The sequence below is a fragment of the Ruminococcus flavefaciens AE3010 genome (genome assembly GCF_000526795.1).
Lineage (GTDB): Bacteria > Bacillota > Clostridia > Oscillospirales > Ruminococcaceae > Ruminococcus > Ruminococcus flavefaciens_D.
The window spans coordinates 2,192,664-2,207,792 of record NZ_JAGT01000001.1 but is presented as its reverse complement, the minus strand read 5'-3'; the positions used below and the strand labels follow the sequence as shown (position 1 = coordinate 2,207,792).

The 15,129-nt window shown below is 51.1% G+C and carries 15 protein-coding genes; 12 read left to right on the top strand and 3 right to left on the bottom strand.

What is annotated here, in order from left to right; translation table 11 throughout:
- Positions 1–17: 17 nt before the first annotated feature.
- Genes N774_RS0109610 through N774_RS0109600 form a run of 3 tightly spaced genes read left to right on the top strand, consistent with a single transcriptional unit; the run spans position 18 to position 2,876 of the window.
- Positions 18–992, top strand: coding sequence for a glycosyltransferase family 2 protein (locus N774_RS0109610; RefSeq protein WP_024861037.1), 975 nt, complete (start codon positions 18–20; stop codon positions 990–992).
- On the top strand, positions 976–1,953 hold the full coding sequence (locus tag N774_RS0109605; RefSeq protein WP_024861036.1) for a glycosyltransferase: 978 nt from the start codon (positions 976–978) through the stop codon (positions 1,951–1,953). The genes N774_RS0109610 and N774_RS0109605 overlap by 17 nt, the downstream gene beginning before the upstream one ends.
- On the top strand, positions 1,950–2,876 hold the full coding sequence (locus tag N774_RS0109600; RefSeq protein WP_024861035.1) for a lysylphosphatidylglycerol synthase domain-containing protein: 927 nt from the start codon (positions 1,950–1,952) through the stop codon (positions 2,874–2,876). Before N774_RS0109605 ends, N774_RS0109600 begins: the two co-directional genes overlap by 4 nt.
- 200 nt (positions 2,877–3,076) lie before the next feature.
- Here N774_RS0109600 and N774_RS0109595 read toward each other — a convergent pair whose 3' ends face one another.
- The 3 genes from N774_RS0109595 to N774_RS0109585 all read right to left on the bottom strand — a co-directional run bounded on the left by N774_RS0109595 (position 3,077) and on the right by N774_RS0109585 (position 6,871).
- Positions 3,077–3,301 (bottom strand): hypothetical protein, encoded by a 225-nt coding sequence (locus tag N774_RS0109595; RefSeq protein ID WP_024861034.1) that lies wholly within the window; start codon positions 3,299–3,301, stop codon positions 3,077–3,079.
- 68 nt (positions 3,302–3,369) lie between these two features.
- Positions 3,370–5,745, bottom strand: coding sequence for a homocysteine S-methyltransferase family protein (locus N774_RS0109590; protein ID WP_024861033.1), 2,376 nt, complete (start codon positions 5,743–5,745; stop codon positions 3,370–3,372).
- 10 nt (positions 5,746–5,755) lie between these two features.
- Entirely contained in the window at positions 5,756–6,871 is a 1,116-nt protein-coding gene (locus N774_RS0109585) for a chorismate mutase (RefSeq protein ID WP_024861032.1), read from the bottom strand.
- 327 nt (positions 6,872–7,198) lie between these two features.
- Here N774_RS0109585 and ruvC point away from each other — a divergent pair, with 327 nt between their 5' ends.
- The 9 genes from ruvC (at position 7,199) to N774_RS0109540 (ending at position 15,121) form a co-directional block, all read left to right on the top strand.
- Positions 7,199–7,687 (top strand): crossover junction endodeoxyribonuclease RuvC, encoded by a 489-nt coding sequence (gene ruvC / locus N774_RS0109580; protein WP_024861031.1) that lies wholly within the window; start codon positions 7,199–7,201, stop codon positions 7,685–7,687.
- 14 nt (positions 7,688–7,701) lie between these two features.
- The gene (gene ruvA, locus N774_RS0109575) at positions 7,702–8,325 is read left to right on the top strand and encodes a Holliday junction branch migration protein RuvA (protein ID WP_024861030.1); all 624 of its coding nucleotides are present in this window, start codon (positions 7,702–7,704) and stop codon (positions 8,323–8,325) included.
- 26 nt (positions 8,326–8,351) lie between these two features.
- Positions 8,352–9,086 carry an enhanced serine sensitivity protein SseB C-terminal domain-containing protein gene (locus N774_RS0109570; protein WP_242836600.1) on the top strand — a complete coding sequence of 245 codons (735 nt, stop codon included), beginning with the start codon at positions 8,352–8,354 and terminating at the stop codon, positions 9,084–9,086.
- Between the two features lie 33 nt (positions 9,087–9,119).
- Positions 9,120–10,160 (top strand): Holliday junction branch migration DNA helicase RuvB, encoded by a 1,041-nt coding sequence (gene ruvB / locus N774_RS0109565; protein ID WP_037280858.1) that lies wholly within the window; start codon positions 9,120–9,122, stop codon positions 10,158–10,160.
- A 31-nt stretch (positions 10,161–10,191) separates the two neighbouring features.
- Positions 10,192–10,719, top strand: coding sequence for a hypothetical protein (locus N774_RS0109560; RefSeq protein WP_024861027.1), 528 nt, complete (start codon positions 10,192–10,194; stop codon positions 10,717–10,719).
- 297 nt (positions 10,720–11,016) lie between these two features.
- On the top strand, positions 11,017–12,375 hold the full coding sequence (gene glmM, locus N774_RS0109555) for a phosphoglucosamine mutase (protein ID WP_024861026.1): 1,359 nt from the start codon (positions 11,017–11,019) through the stop codon (positions 12,373–12,375).
- A gap of 28 nt (positions 12,376–12,403) precedes the next feature.
- Entirely contained in the window at positions 12,404–13,273 is an 870-nt protein-coding gene (locus N774_RS0109550) for a class I SAM-dependent methyltransferase (RefSeq protein WP_024861025.1), read from the top strand.
- Positions 13,274–13,430: 157 nt separating this feature from the next.
- Positions 13,431–14,267 (top strand): LptM family lipoprotein, encoded by an 837-nt coding sequence (locus N774_RS0109545; RefSeq protein WP_024861024.1) that lies wholly within the window; start codon positions 13,431–13,433, stop codon positions 14,265–14,267.
- A 2-nt stretch (positions 14,268–14,269) separates the two neighbouring features.
- Complete coding sequence (locus tag N774_RS0109540; RefSeq protein ID WP_024861023.1) at positions 14,270–15,121, top strand: energy-coupling factor transporter ATPase; 852 nt, start codon at positions 14,270–14,272, stop codon at positions 15,119–15,121.
- Positions 15,122–15,129 lie beyond the last annotated feature (8 nt).

Genomic DNA, 15,129 nt, shown 5'->3' with positions numbered 1-15,129 from the left:
AGAAAGGAAATGAAAAAATGAAGCTTATCATTCAGATACCGTGCTATAACGAGGAGGAGACACTGGAGCTGGCTTACAACGACCTGCCCAGACATATCGACGGTATAGATACCATAGAGTACCTCATAATCAACGACGGAAGCAAGGACAATACAGCAGCCCGTGCACGGGAGCTGGGATTTCATCATATAGTTTCCTTTAAGCGCAACAAGGGACTTGCCAAGGGCTTTATGGCAGGAATAGACGCCTGCCTGCACTTGGGCGCTGATATAATCGTGAATACCGACGCGGACAATCAGTACTGCGGTGCGGATATCGAGAAGATAGTCCGCCCCATACTTGAACAGAAAGCTGATATAGTCATAGGCGAAAGACCTATCGACCAGACCGAGCATTTCTCATGGAAGAAGAAAAAGTTCCAGCATCTGGGAAGCTGGGTAGTCCGTGTGGCTTCGGGCACAGATATTCCCGACGCTCCCAGCGGATTCAGAGCCTATTCCCGTGACGCAGCCCTGAGACTCAACGTTGTCAACGAGTACACCTATACTCTTGAAACTATAATACAGGCAGGAAACAACAAGACTGCCATGACCTCTGTCCCCATAAGGACAAATCCCGAAACCCGTCCGTCACGCCTGTTTTCAAGCATGTGGCGTTATATGAAGCGCTCATCAACGGTCATCACACGTTCCTTTGTAATGTACAAGCCGCTGAAATTCTTCATGACTATCGGCTTTATACTGCTGCTTATCGGAAGCGTGCTGGGCATAAGGTTCCTCATACTTATGGCAATGGGTGACGGCAGCGGACATATCCAGTCCCTTATCCTCACTGCCATACTCATTATGATGGGCTTCCAGACCATAACCATAGGACTTCTTGGCGATACTATCTCCGCAAACAGGAAGCTCCTTGAGGACGTTCAGTACAGAGTGAGAAAAATGGAGTGCGGCAAGAGCGACGAGGAAATGAAGAATGAAAAGTCTGAGTGATATCAAGGGTAAGCGCATACTCTTTGTCGCTACAAAAAACAGCGATTACCTCAGACTTGTTCAGGAGACAGAGCTGCTTCGCAGGGGCGGCAATACGGTCACTGTAATAAGCTCGGACAAAAAGAGCTATTTAAAGCGCCTGCTGTACGTTTACCGCAGGCTTCTGAGGGCTGACATGAAGAACTACGATATGAGCTTTATAGGCTTTGCACCTCAGCTGGTGATACCCCTTTTCGGGAGAAAGCTGCGGAAAAAGCCCATCGTTGAGGACTTTTTCATATCCATGTACGATACCCTCTGCTTTGACAGGAAGATATTCCGCAGGAACGGTCTTATTGGACATATCCTCAAACTCATCGACAGGCGCACTCTTGCAGCTGCCGACCTTGCAGTATGCGATACAAAGGCTCACGGCAGATACTTCTGCAAGGAGTTCGGTTTCCCTGTGGAGAAGATGATCGTTCTGTATCTGGAAGCCGACAGCAGCATATACTATCCCCGTGAAGCCCCGAAAAACAAGGACTTCACCGTACTTTACTTCGGCAGCGTACTTCCCTTGCAGGGCGTATCGGTCATACTGAAAGCCATAGACCTGCTGAAAGATGAGAGCGGTCTCCGCTTTGTATTCGTGGGACCTCTCGGCAAGAAGAATAAACGCACAGGTGAGAATATCACCGAGTATATCGACTGGCTGCCGCAGGAGGAGCTTGCTGAGAAGATAGCAGGCGCAGACCTCTGTCTGGCAGGACATTTCGACGGCAGCATTATGAAAGCAAAACGCACTATCGCAGGCAAGACCTACATCTACCGCGCTATGGGTAAGCCTGTGATACTGGGCGATAATCCTGCCAACCATGAGCTCTACTCCGAGGGCGATGAGGGCGTATACTTCTGCGAAATGGGAAATGCCCAGAAGCTGGCGGAGCTTATCAAGGAAATAAAGGACAAGAGTGAACTATGAAAAAAGCGCTGAAAATAATCGGCAATATCGTAATGATAGCCGCCCTTGCCTTTGTGGTGAAGAAGCTTCTGGATATGGATATAAGCTTCTCGCAGCTCAGCGAGGGCAGAGTTGTCTGTGCGCTGCTGCTTTGCTTTGCAGTACAGACTGCAATAATAATCTGCTCATGCTATCCGTGGCTGGTGTTCACACGGTCGCTTTCGGGACGGAAGATACCCTATTCGGCGGCAATGCCCGTGTATACACAGTCCAACCTGTACAAGTATCTCCCCGGAAATGTTTTCCAGTACGTGGGACGCAATCAGCTTGCAGCCGATATGGACATAAGCCATGTGGACGTAGCCTGTGCCACGGTGCTGGACGTGCTGTTCTGCGTGTTCTGGACGGCTGTCATATCCGTGATAATGCTGGGCGGACGCATAGCGGAGCTTATGTCGAAGTACGGAAAGAACCTGCTCATAGTGGGCGCGGTGGGAATAGTCCTGCTCATATTGCTCATACTGGCAGTAAGGCTCAAATTCCGCGACAAGTTCAAGGCGTACCTCTCGCGGTACTCCAAAGCTTTCGCTAAAGAGAACCGTTCCATGCTGCTGCGGGGAGCATTCTATTATCTGCTCCAGAACGCAGTATCCGCGGCTATGTACATGGGTTGTCTGGCGCTGATAGTGCCGCAGGCAGACACGGGAGAGCTCGTGGCGCTGACGGGAGCTTTTCTCTTTGCTTGGATAATCGGCTTTGTTACGCCCGGAGCTCCGGGAGGCATCGGTATCCGTGAGGGAGTAATGCTCTTTGTATGCGGAGACAGCTTTGCGGACAGGATAGTGCTGTTCGTGCTGGTAATGCGTATAGGCTCGGTGTTTGCGGACGTAGCTGCATTCATCATCGGCAGGATTTATGCCGGAACTGTTAGAGCTAAGAACTAAGACCTAAGACCTAAGTAGGGGCGGTGACTCCCTGTAGTACAGGGAGATGTCCGAAGGACAGAGGGTCGCGGCTCCTGTTGGGAGTTCTGCCGCCCGCCAATAACGCAATAAATAACGTGAAACTATGTAGGGGCGGATATTATCCGCCCGTGAATCATACTTGAAATCAAGAAAAGCAGCCCATTGGGCTGCTTTTTGTGCTATTGTTCGTTTATTTCGTTCAGCAGGTCAAGTGTCCTGATGACCTTGCCGCATTGACTGCACTGCCAGTCGCAGTCGCTCTTCTTGGCTTTTTTATGGAGCAGTTCCAGCTCGCTGCCGCATATTGGACAGGGAGCACCCTCGCCGCGCCAGAGCTTTTTCAGAAAAGCAAGTACATCATTGCGTGAGTCCATTTTCAGTTCTTTCAGTGTTATCTTTTCCATGATATTTACCTGTTATCGGGCTACATTGGGTTAATGTTAATTGCATTGTATGGCTCTTAGTTCTAAGTTCACACACCGTAGACCTGTGAGGCAATATCCACGGTCTGCTTTGCGTCCTTGGCGTAGTAGGTGGCGTTTATCTGCTCGGCATAGGAAGCCGTGAGCACAGCTCCGCCCACCACGGTCTTGCATTCAGGGTACTTCTCGTTGAGCTGGCGTATAGTCTCAGCCATAGCGCCGAGGGTAGTGGTCATCAGCGCGGACAGTCCCACAAGGCTGACCTTGTTTTCAATAGCCGCTTCCACGATAGTCTCGGGGGGCACGTCCTTGCCTAAATCAATGACCGTGAAGCCGTAGCTGTCAAGAAGGACTTTTACGATGTTCTTGCCGATATCGTGTATGTCGCCGTGTACCGTGGCAAGCACCACCTTGCCCTTTGATACGCTTTCGCTGTTTGCCGCGGAGAGCTTGGTCTTTATGACCTCAAAGCATGCCTGCGCCGCTTCGGCTGTGAGTATGAGCTGAGGCAGGAATATCTTGCCCTTTTCAAATTTAGCGCCTGCGTTGTCAAGAGCAGGGATAAGATAGCCGTTGATTATCTCCATTGGGTCAACGGTCTGCATGAGCTCCTCGGCAGCTTTCACTGCCTGATTTTTCAGTCCGTTCTCAACCGCGTACATTATATCGGGAGCTCCCTTATCCTGAGCAGGTGCGGGAGCCTTGGGAGCGCTGTCGTCCTGAGCGTATATGCTGATGAAGTCCGCGGAGTTGCGGTCGATACCCGCAAGGAGCCTGTATGCGCGGACAGCTCCGATGATACCCTCGATATTTGGGTTGATGATAGGCAGGGTAAGACCGCTGTGGAGCGCCATAGTCAGGAATGTACGGGTTATGAGCTCACGGTTTGGCAGTCCGAAGGATATATTTGATACACCGAGGACGGTATTAAGTCCCAGCTCGGTCTTTACCCTGTGGAGAGCGTTGAGTGTTTCCATAACGCCGTCCTGCTCGGCAGAAGCCGTCAGTGTAAGGCAGTCGATGAACACGTCCTCTTTGGGTATGCCGTACTCCATAGCGCGGCGGAGTATCTTCTCCGCAATAGCAAAACGTCCGTCGGCAGTCTTGGGTATGCCGCCCTTGTCAAGAGCAAGTCCCACTACGGAAGCACCGTACTTCTTTACCAGAGGGAGTATAGCTTCGAGGGAGTCGTCCTCACCGTTTACGGAGTTAACGATAGGCTTGCCGTTGTACACGCGGAGACCCGCTTCAAGCACCTCGGGGATAGTGGAGTCAAGCTGCAAAGGCGTGTCGCATACGCTCTGTATAGCCTTTACTGCGGTCACCATCATTTCCTTTTCGTCGATACCGGGGAGTCCTACGTTAACGTCCAGTATCTCAGCGCCTGCGTGTATCTGCTCAACAGCCTGTCCCAGGATATAGTCCACATCGTGAGCAAGGAGAGCCTCCTTGAAGCGCTTTTTGCCCGTAGGATTGATACGCTCGCCGATAACACGGGGCTGATTTATGGTAACGCAGTTGACTGCGGAGCATGCTATACTTGCGCGGACTATCTTCCGTGTCTGTCTTTCTGCGCCCGAAAGAGCTTCTATCATGGCGGATATATGCTGTGGAGTAGTACCGCAGCAGCCTCCGAACACGGTAACTCCTGCATTTGCAAGCTTAACGGCGCTTGCGGCGAAATCGTCGGGGTCAACGTTGTATTCGTTTGTAACAGGGTCGGGAAGACCTGCATTTGGCTTTGCAATAACGGGGAGCGTAGTCAATGCGCATATCCTGTCCAGAACGGGGAAGAGCTCCTCGGGGCCGAGAGAGCAGTTTACACCGATAGCGTCAGCGCCCAGACCCTCCAGTACAGCCACCATACACTCGGGAGATACGCCCGTAAAGGTACGCATATTCTCCTCAAAGGTCATAGTCACGAGAACAGGTTTGTCCGAGTTCTCCTTGGCTGCGAGAACAGCGGCTTTGACCTCATAGAGGTCTGTCATGGTCTCGATAACGATGACGTCGGCGTCCTTTCCTGCAAGAACAAGCTCCTGATACACATCATAGGCTTCCTCGAATTTCAGCGTTCCCGCAGGTTCGAGAAGCTGACCGATAGGACCCAGATCAAGGGCAACGAGAGCCCTGCCAGCCGCAGCTTCACGGGCGTTGGCAACGCCTGCTGAAACTACTTCCTCAACGGTATGGCCGCTGTTTGCCAGCTTGTAGCGGTTAGCGCCGAAGGTATTGGCATAGATGATATCAGCGCCGCTTTCAACGTAAAGGCGGTGTATCTTCATTATAGCCTCGGGGTCGGTGATGTTGAGGAGCTCGGGAACGTGCTCGGTCTTGATGCCGTGAGCCTGTAGCATAGTGCCCATGCCGCCGTCAAGGAACACGAAGCTGCTGCTTTCAAGCAGGGAATAGAATTTTTGGGACATATTTATCTCCTTATTCAGACTTGAATGTGCCTATACAGCGGAAATTGCTCAGGTTCTCCTCAAGGTCGCGGAGAACGGCTTTTACGCTGGGATCGGAGAGCTTACCGCTGAAATCCAGGAAGAACATGACGTCGAAGCTGCCGTCGCGGATAGGACGGTTCTCGATCCTGAGCAGGTTCATGCCGTTTACGTAGAACTTGGTCAGCAGACGGTAAAGACTACCCTCTTTATGGGGGATAGTCAGCATTACGGAAACTGCGTCCGAGTCGTCTGCTACCTGTAAGTCCTTGGAAATGATTATGAACTGAGTGCGGTTGATCGTACAGTCTGCGATATTTCTTGCCAGTATCTCCAGTCCCAGCTTTTCTGCGCATGATGTGGAGCAGATAGCCGCAATGGGCTCGCTGCTTTTCAGCACCTTTTCCGCAGCTGTGGCGGTGTTGCTGTACTCATGCTTTTTCAGCTTTGTCTTGCCGAGGAATACCTCGCACTGTGAAAGAGCCTGTCTGTGGGAGTAAACGCAGGAAATATCCTCTATTTTCGTGCCTTTCTTTGCAGCGAGACAGTGATCTATCTCTAAGGTCACTATTTTCACTATGTAGAAAGGATAATTTGCCATAAGGTCGTAGGTGCTGTCCACGGAGCCTGCGGTGGAGTTCTGAACGGGAAGAACGCCGTAGTCCACCTCTCCTGCCTGTACAGCCTTGAAAACGTCCTCGAATGAGGGATAGAAGATGAAATCTCTTTTGCCGAAGACCTTTTCGGCAGCAGCCTCGGAATTGGCACCCGATGTGCCCTGACAGCCTATCTTCTTTGCGCCTGCAAAGTCGGGAGCAGTATAGCTGTAATCACGGGAATCCGTAAGAATGGTGCGGTTCTGGAGTATCTTGCTGATATCCATGATATTGGTGAAGAGAGCGGAAGTGCCGTTTTCAAGGTCGGGATTGTTGGTGAGAGCCTTGATCTGGTCGATTATCTCCTGCTCACGTCCGCCCTGAAATACGGGCATATTATGCTCCTTCTTATAGTCGGCAACGCCCTTGCAGAGCTCCATGCGCTTCATAAAAAGCTCAAGTATCTCTTTGTCGATGTCGTCTATGCCGTCACGAAGCTGTTTAAGATCCATATTAAAAAAACCTCCAAAAAAGTGAGTAGTGAGTAGAAATCAGAGAGTAGAGAGCAGAGATCCGAAAATATAGTGAGTTAAGGTGTTTATTTATGATATTTCAAAAACTACTAACTACGTTCTACTTACTACTTTCCGGATTTAACGGCGAAGCTGTTAAATCCTTATATGATATACCTCACATATTATAGCATTTATTTTTGTAGAAATCAATAAAAAACGGATAAATATATTGCAATGGCTACTTGTTTTATGTTATAATAATACAGTATATAGTGAGTAACTATGACCACATGAAACTTTTAACGAATTAAAAGGTAAAAAACATTGAAAAAAGTCAGAATATTGGGGATAGATCCCGGTTATGCCATAGTCGGATTCGGAGTTCTGGATTACGACGGCATAAGGTTTAACCCCGTTGAATACGGAGCAGTGCTCACAGAGGCAGGAACGCCCTTTCCCGAGCGGCTCAGAGCCATTCACGAGGACGTGGAGTTCATCTTCAACAAATTCGCTCCCGACTGCATGGCGATAGAGCGGCTCTACTTCACCACCAACCAGAAAACGGCTATAGACGTGGCTCAGGCACGCGGCATAACCGTACTTTCTGCGGCAATGAGGAATATTCCCGTATCGGAGTACACCCCTCTGCAGGTGAAGCAGTCCGTAGTGGGCTACGGAAAGGCTGAAAAGAAGCAGGTAATGGAGATGACCAAGCAGCTTCTTGGACTGGCGCAGATACCCAAGCCCGACGACGCGGCTGACGCTCTCGCCATAGCAATATGCCACGGGCACAGCACCAGATTTGACAGATAACAGAGGAAAAAGCGATGATATACAGTGTAAAAGGCAAGCTCATAGTCAAGGAACTGGGCTTTGCGGTAATAGAATGCGGCGGAGTGGGCTACGGCTGCAAGACCTCCTACAATACAGTCTCACAGCTGGGAGAGCTTGGCAGCGAGGCTATGCTGTACACCTACCTCTACGTGAGAGAGGACGTGGTGGAGCTCTTCGGCTTTGCCACATTGCAGGAGCTTAATTGCTTCAAGCTGCTCATATCCGTATCGGGCGTAGGTCCCAAAGCGGCTACGGCTATACTCTCCGACGTTACTCCCGAGAGATTTGCCCTCCTTGTGGCTTCGGGAGACAGCAAGGCATTCACCAAGACCAAGGGCATAGGAGCTAAAACGGCTCAGCGCCTTGTGCTGGAACTCAAAGACAAGATATCCTCGGAATCCATAAGCGGCAGCATAAGCGCTGACGCTGCGGAGCTGTCTCACATAGCGGCAGGAGCAGCCTCCTCATCGGTGGCTGAAGCTCTGGAAGCCCTTATGGTACTGGGATATTCTCAGGGAGAGGCAGCACCCATACTCAGCAAGCTTGACCAGTCACTGAGCACACAGGAGCTCATAAAGGAAACACTAAGACTAATGGCGGCAAAAAATATGCGCTAAATCTATAAGCAAGGAAGGTTATTGTTATGATGAATCTTGACGAATTGCTGAAAGCGGCAATAAAAGACCCCTCACAGCGCTCACTGTTCTTACAGACGCTGATAAAAAGCGATGTCTATGTCATCTGCAAGAATCCCGTAAAGCAGGAGCGCGACAGAGCTGAGGGCGGTATACAGCTGGAGCTTATAACCACTCAGAACCCCGACGGCGATATATTTATCCCGTTTTTCACAAGCTATCGCGCACTCCAGCAGTTTGCAAAGCGCTACGTTGACTGCTACAAGATAAACTGCCTGAGACTTTTCGACCTTATACAGTCGGTATCGGCAGTCCTCAACCCCAACTCCTACGGTAAGGAGTTCTCCTCGCAGGAGATAAAGAGCATACTCATGATAGCCCGTAATCTGAAGATAAAGGCTATCTCCTATAACGAGGCGGATATAATCAGCTACCGTCCAGTGGAGCACTCGGTCAGCCATATCACAAGAGCTGCAAGCAAGTTCCTGTCGAAGCAGCCCAACGTTGACCGTGCGTTCATCATGGAGATGATAAAGGGCTGCGAAAAGCCCCAGATACTCATGGTGCTTGATATGATGGGCAGCACAAGAAAGCTCTTCGTGCCGCTGTCAAAGTACCTTTCCAAGACTGTAAAAGCCAACGAGCACCTGTGCTTCATCAGCTATGAGCAGGATATGGGCAAGAAGGCTGCGGAGACCGTAGAGCCCTTCTATGTCCGCAAGAAGAGATTTTTCGAGAAATAATTCAGAGGTGTTTTTTTGATACAGACAGAGGATATGGAGTTCGCTCCGAGGATAATAACTCCCGAGAATACCACAGAGGACAGCGATGTGGAGCTCAGTCTCCGACCGCAGACCCTCCATGAGTATATCGGACAGGACAAGGTGAAGGAGAACCTCGCCATATATATCGAGGCTGCAAAGCGCAGGAGCGAGCCCCTTGACCATGTGCTCCTGTACGGACCTCCCGGACTTGGAAAGACCACTCTTTCCTCTATTATCGCACATGAGCTGGGAGTGAACCTCCGCGTTACCACAGGTCCCGCCATTGAAAAGCCGGGCGACCTTGTATCGCTGCTCACCAGTCTTTCGGACAACGATGTGCTTTTCATAGACGAGATACACCGACTGTCCCGTGCGGTAGAGGAGATACTCTACCCTGCACTGGAGGACAGAGTAATAGATATAATCATCGGCAAGGGTCCTTCCGCACGTTCAATACGTATGGATTTGAAGCCCTTTACCCTTATCGGAGCCACCACCAGAGCAGGACAGCTCTCGGCGCCTCTCCGTGACCGTTTCGGCGTTATACAGCGTCTGGAGCTGTACACCAAGGAACAGCTCACGGATATCGTCCGCAGAAGTGCGATGATACTGGGCATACCCTGTACTGCCGACGGCGCTGCGGAAATAGCGGGCAGAGCAAGAGGTACGCCGCGTATAGCCAACAGGCTTTTAAAGCGCGTCCGCGACTTTGCAGATGTAATGGGCAACGGACAGATAACACAGGAGATAGCTTCCATAGCTCTCAGCCGACTGGATATAGACCAGCTGGGACTTGACGGCCTTGACAGGCGTATGCTTGAAATGATAATCAAGGGCTACGGCGGCGGTCCTGTGGGACTTGAAACTCTTGCTTCCGCAATAAACGAGGAAAGCGTCACACTTGAAGATATATGTGAGCCTTTCCTTATGCAGCTGGGATTTCTGGGGAGAACTCCCCGCGGCAGAGTTGCCACACGACTTGCGTATGAGCATCTCGGCATAGCTGCTCCCGAACAGGCGGCAGCTCCCGATGATGGACAGATGAGCTTCTGATAACTATTCTGCTCAAAGGGGATGAGTATTTATGTTCAGTCTGGCTTCATGGAGATATAATTTAAAATACAATACAGAAAAGGTACAGCAGCCCGAATTCGGAAAAATGATAAACGGACAGGGTATGGGGCTTGTTTCAAAGCTTCGCTACGGGATATGCACCATGAGCTTCAACGGCTGTGAGGTCATAGCTGTGCATAATGCTCTTGTCTACCTTGGTCAGCCTAAGGAGCTGAAGGATATCGCCTTCTATATGGAGCGCTTCCGCCTGCTTATGGGCTTTTTCGGCTGCAATGTCTTTACCCTTGGACTGGCTCTGAAGCATTTCGGCGCCATATGTCCGCGCATAAGCAGTACAGACGGCACGGAGGCTTTCATAGTCACATTCTGGACAAAGAAGCCCTTTCTGTCATCTATCCATACGGTTTTCTGCGTAAATACTCCGGGCGGCATAAAGGTCTATAACCGCTACAACAACGTTGATACGACATATCTGTGCAAGGACGTTGAGGAGGTAGCGGGCAAACGCCGTCCCATAGCTATGTACAAGATAAAGTGAATTGAGAATTGAGAATGGAGAGTTTGTAGGGGTCGTCGCTCCTGTTAGGAGCGCCTTCGGAATGTTTCGCTGTTCTCTATAAGCTTGGAACAGCGACCAGAGGTGACTCCCCATAAAATGGGGAGATGTCAGCGAAGCTGACAGAGGGGACGGGCTGGTTAAGCCTGCCTCTGGACTCCGCCAAAGGAACACAGTCCCTTTGGAATCCCATTCATATTCTCAGCAAGTTATTGCGTTAAATTCTGATCTATCTCAGCAGCATAACTTCAACTTTCAACTACATTAAGGAGATTTTCAATGGCAAAATTGTTCGGGACCGACGGTCCGAGAGGTATTGCGGTGACCGACCTCACCTGCGAGCTTGCCATGCAGACGGGAAGAGCCGCTGCAATGGTGCTTGCGAAAAAGGGCGGCGGAAAAACTAAAATACTCATCGGCAAGGATACGAGACTATCCTCGGACGCGCTGGAAGCAGCTGTGTGCGCAGGGATATGCTCCGTCGGTGCAGACGCCGAACTTCTGGGAATAGTACCGACCCCTGCGGTGGCGCACCTCATAGGCACTCTCGGCGCAGACGGCGGCATAATGATATCGGGCAGCCATAACGGCGCTGAATTCAACGGTATCAAGATATTCTCATCAAAAGGACATAAGCTCATGGAGGACGCCGAGGACGAGATTGAACATCTTGTGCTTTACGCCCCTGAGGAGATAAAGTTCTGCTCCCATGAAGATGTGGGCAGAGTTATACATTGTCAAAACGCAGCTGATGAGTATATCAGCCATATCATGGAGATAATCCCCCATGACCTCAGCGGACTGAAAGTTGCTTTGGACTGCGCAAACGGCTGCGCGGCATATACCGCCGAGAAGCTGTTTACCGCTCTTGGAGCGGAGGTGCTTGTCATAGCCGACAAGCCCGACGGACACAATATCAACAAGGACTGCGGCAGCACCCACGTACATCACCTTATGGAGTACGTTGTGGAGAACGGCTGCGACTGCGGACTTGCCTTTGACGGTGATGCAGACCGATGTATAGCCGTTGACGAGCAGGGACTTATGATAGACGGCGACAGACTTATCGCCATATTTGCCAAAAGCATGAAAGAACGGGGCACTCTCGACAGCGATGCGGCAGTAGTTACGCCCATGAGCTGTCTCGGACTGCGGAAATATGCCGCAGCCAACGATATAAACCTGATAAGCTCGGGAGCAGGTATCCGCTACGTCCTTGAACGTATGCTGGAGGGCGGCTACAAGCTGGGCGGCGAGCCCAACGGTCATATCATTTTCCTTGACGACGCAGGTACGGGGGACGGACAGCTTGCAGGAGCCCGTCTGCTGAGCATAATGAAGCACAGCGGCAAAAAGCTCAGCGAGCTTGCGGGCGATATGCCTGCATATCCTCAGGTCAAGCTCAACGTCAAGATACCGGCTCACTACAAGGAGATCTGGAAAAACGAAAAGACCGTTACCGACCTCATCGAGGAGTACGAAAATGAGCTTGGCAGCGAGGGCAGGATACTTGTCCGCGAAAGCGGAAAAGAGCCTATCGTACGCATAATGACCGAGGGAAACGACTTCGGCCGCATAAACGATATGGCAGTTGAGATAGCTCAGCGCATTAAAGAAAGCTGCGCGTTCAGAGCATGAGCGCGATGAAATATAAGGAGCATTTATTTTGAGAACAGCAAATAACTGGAAGGACTACAAGATATTAGATACATCGGACGGCGAAAAGCTGGAAACATGGGGCGGCATCAGCCTTGTGCGTCCCGATCCCCAGATAATCTGGAAGACCGAGCGCACCGATCCACTGTGGAAAACAGCTGACGGTCACTACCACCGTTCCAATCAGGGCGGCGGCAAGTGGGAGTTCCGTAGAAAGCTGTCCGAGTCATGGAATATAAGCTACGGCGACCTTACCTTTAATATCCGTCCCACAGGCTTCAAGCACACGGGACTTTTCCCCGAGCAGGCTGTGAACTGGGATTTTATGGCGGATAAGATAAGAAACGCAGGCCGCGAGATAAACGTGCTGAACCTGTTCGCCTACACAGGGGGAGCTACCCTTGCCTGTGCAGCTGCGGGTGCTTCCGTATGCCATGTTGACGCATCAAAGGGCATGGTGCAGTGGGCAAGAGACAACGCGGCGGCTTCGGGACTTACCGAAAAGCCCATACGCTGGATAGTGGACGACTGTGAGAAGTTCATTGCCCGTGAGATACGCCGCGGACGGAAGTATGACGCGGTAGTTATGGATCCGCCCAGCTACGGCAGAGGTCCGGGAGGCGAGGTATGGAAGCTTGAAAACTGCGTATATGACCTTGTGAAGCTGTGCTCGGGAGTTCTCTCCGACCAGCCCCTGTTCTTCCTGATAAACAGCTATACTACGGGACTTTCGCCCTCGGTAATGGGGTACATACTGGGGACGGTCCTTACAGATAAATTCGGCGGCAGCGTAAGCTTCGACGAGATAGGGCTCCCAGTAAGATCAACGGGAATGACACTGCCATGCGGCTCTACCGCCATCTGGCAGCAGCGTGACTGATTAGCTTGTAGGGGCGGCGTTCCGCCGCCCGTGAAATGAAAAACTGTAGGGGCTGGCGCAGCGAACTGCTGCACGTACCCTCTGTCCTTCGGACATCTCCCTACACTGTAGGGAGTCACTCGACAGCCCGTGAATAACAATGAGATAAGGATAGAATATGAAAAAAACACTGACAGCACTTATTGCTGCGGCAATGACGTTTACCGCAGTATCATGCGGAAAGAAAGCCGACAGCTCGGCTCCGGAGACTGCTGCGGAGACTACAAACAGCATCGCGGACATACTTCAAAGCACTACAACCGCCGAGGAGCTTGAGCAGGAGATAGCCAAAATGAAAGAACAGGCGATGGAGCGCGTAGACCTTACCGCCAAGCCGCTCCCCGAATATACTGTTCCCGATGACTGGCATGAGATCTCGGACGGGCGGGTAAAGATGCTTGTTCCTGCCGATGTTGAGGATAAGTCATCATCTACGGGCACGCTCATATTAGGAAAGTTCATGAATGAGGATAAATCGGTATCTGTCATTACAATGGAGGGCAACGACTGGAGCGAGCATGAAGAGGACGGGGACGAAGTAGACAACTACTTCCCCGAAATAAGTGAGGAAAACTATACCAAGGCATTTAAGGAGCTGGGACTTGATTACGACGGCACACGCACTTCATTCTATAAAGCGGTGCTCTCGTTCACAAGTGCCGACCGCACTGATGAGAATGCAGAGGCATTTAATGTCGCTGCACTGGCAAAGGGAATGTGCTTTTACGCATTTCCCGAGGTCTATTATAAGGGATCCGACGGACATGATATTTATGCACATGCCTATTTCGCAGAGAATATGCTGGGAAAGACCACCAATGCGGACAACTCGAGGTACTGGGTGGGCGCTTTTGCCGACAGCAATACTGAGTATACGCTCATTGTCAACGCCAGATCACAGGAAGAAGCACTGATGATATGCTCCACCTTAACTTTTGTTGAAGAACAGGGATAAATATGGATAATATAATCGAAATAAAAGGTCTGCACTTCTCTTATGAGTCCGACGACGAGGAAAAGAAGTCCGTCGAGGTACTCAAGGGCATAGACCTTGACATAAAGCAGGGGGAGTTCGTAGCGGTGCTTGGACACAACGGCTGCGGAAAGTCCACCCTTGCTAAACATTTGAACGCTATACTGCTCCCCACCGAGGGAACGGTCAGAGTGGACGGCATTAACACAAAGGACGAGGACAAGCTGTTCGAGCTCCGTCAGAGGGCGGGAATGGTTTTCCAGAATCCCGACAACCAGATAGTTTCCTCCATAGTTGAGGAGGACGTGGCATTCGCCCTTGAAAACTTAGGCGTCCCCTATGAGGAGATGCGCAGGCGAGTGGACGACAGCCTTAAAGCCGTGGGAATGTACGAGTACAGGCTCCACTCCCCAAGTCAGCTCTCAGGCGGTCAGAAGCAGCGTGTGGCTATTGCAGGCATAATCGCCATGCAGCCAAAGTGCATAATCCTTGACGAGCCCACTGCCATGCTTGACCCGCAGGGACGAAAGGAAGTCCTTGCCACCATACACCGCATGAACCGTGAGCAGGGCATAACCATTGTCCTCATAACCCATTATATGGACGAGGCTGCGGACTGCGACCGAGTTGTGGTCATGGACAAGGGACAGGTAGTTCTCGACAACGTCCCCGAGAAGGTATTCTCACAGGTGGAGAAGCTGAAGTCTATCGGTCTTGACGTGCCACAGGTCACAGAGCTGGTATGGGAGCTCCGCAAGGCAGGCTGCGACATATCTCCAGAGATAATCTCGGAAAAGGACTGCGTTGCGGCAATAGAGAAGCTGTTCGCTAACTGAGGACAGCA

Excerpts from the sequence above, each read along its gene's own strand:
- N774_RS0109610 (WP_024861037.1), top strand. The coding sequence starts at position 18 with ATGAAGCTTATCATTCAGATACCGTGCTATAACGAGGAGGAGACACTG.
- N774_RS0109605 (WP_024861036.1), top strand. The coding sequence starts at position 976 with ATGAAAAGTCTGAGTGATATCAAGGGTAAGCGCATACTCTTTGTCGCT.
- N774_RS0109600 (WP_024861035.1), top strand. The coding sequence starts at position 1,950 with ATGAAAAAAGCGCTGAAAATAATCGGCAATATCGTAATGATAGCCGCC.
- N774_RS0109595 (WP_024861034.1), bottom strand. The coding sequence starts at position 3,301 with ATGGAAAAGATAACACTGAAAGAACTGAAAATGGACTCACGCAATGAT.
- N774_RS0109590 (WP_024861033.1), bottom strand. The coding sequence starts at position 5,745 with ATGTCCCAAAAATTCTATTCCCTGCTTGAAAGCAGCAGCTTCGTGTTC.
- N774_RS0109585 (WP_024861032.1), bottom strand. The coding sequence starts at position 6,871 with ATGGATCTTAAACAGCTTCGTGACGGCATAGACGACATCGACAAAGAG.
- ruvA (WP_024861030.1), top strand. The coding sequence starts at position 7,702 with ATGATATACAGTGTAAAAGGCAAGCTCATAGTCAAGGAACTGGGCTTT.
- N774_RS0109570 (WP_242836600.1), top strand. The coding sequence starts at position 8,352 with ATGATGAATCTTGACGAATTGCTGAAAGCGGCAATAAAAGACCCCTCA.
- ruvB (WP_037280858.1), top strand. The coding sequence starts at position 9,120 with ATGGAGTTCGCTCCGAGGATAATAACTCCCGAGAATACCACAGAGGAC.
- N774_RS0109560 (WP_024861027.1), top strand. The coding sequence starts at position 10,192 with ATGTTCAGTCTGGCTTCATGGAGATATAATTTAAAATACAATACAGAA.
- glmM (WP_024861026.1), top strand. The coding sequence starts at position 11,017 with ATGGCAAAATTGTTCGGGACCGACGGTCCGAGAGGTATTGCGGTGACC.
- N774_RS0109545 (WP_024861024.1), top strand. The coding sequence starts at position 13,431 with ATGAAAAAAACACTGACAGCACTTATTGCTGCGGCAATGACGTTTACC.
- N774_RS0109540 (WP_024861023.1), top strand. The coding sequence starts at position 14,270 with ATGGATAATATAATCGAAATAAAAGGTCTGCACTTCTCTTATGAGTCC.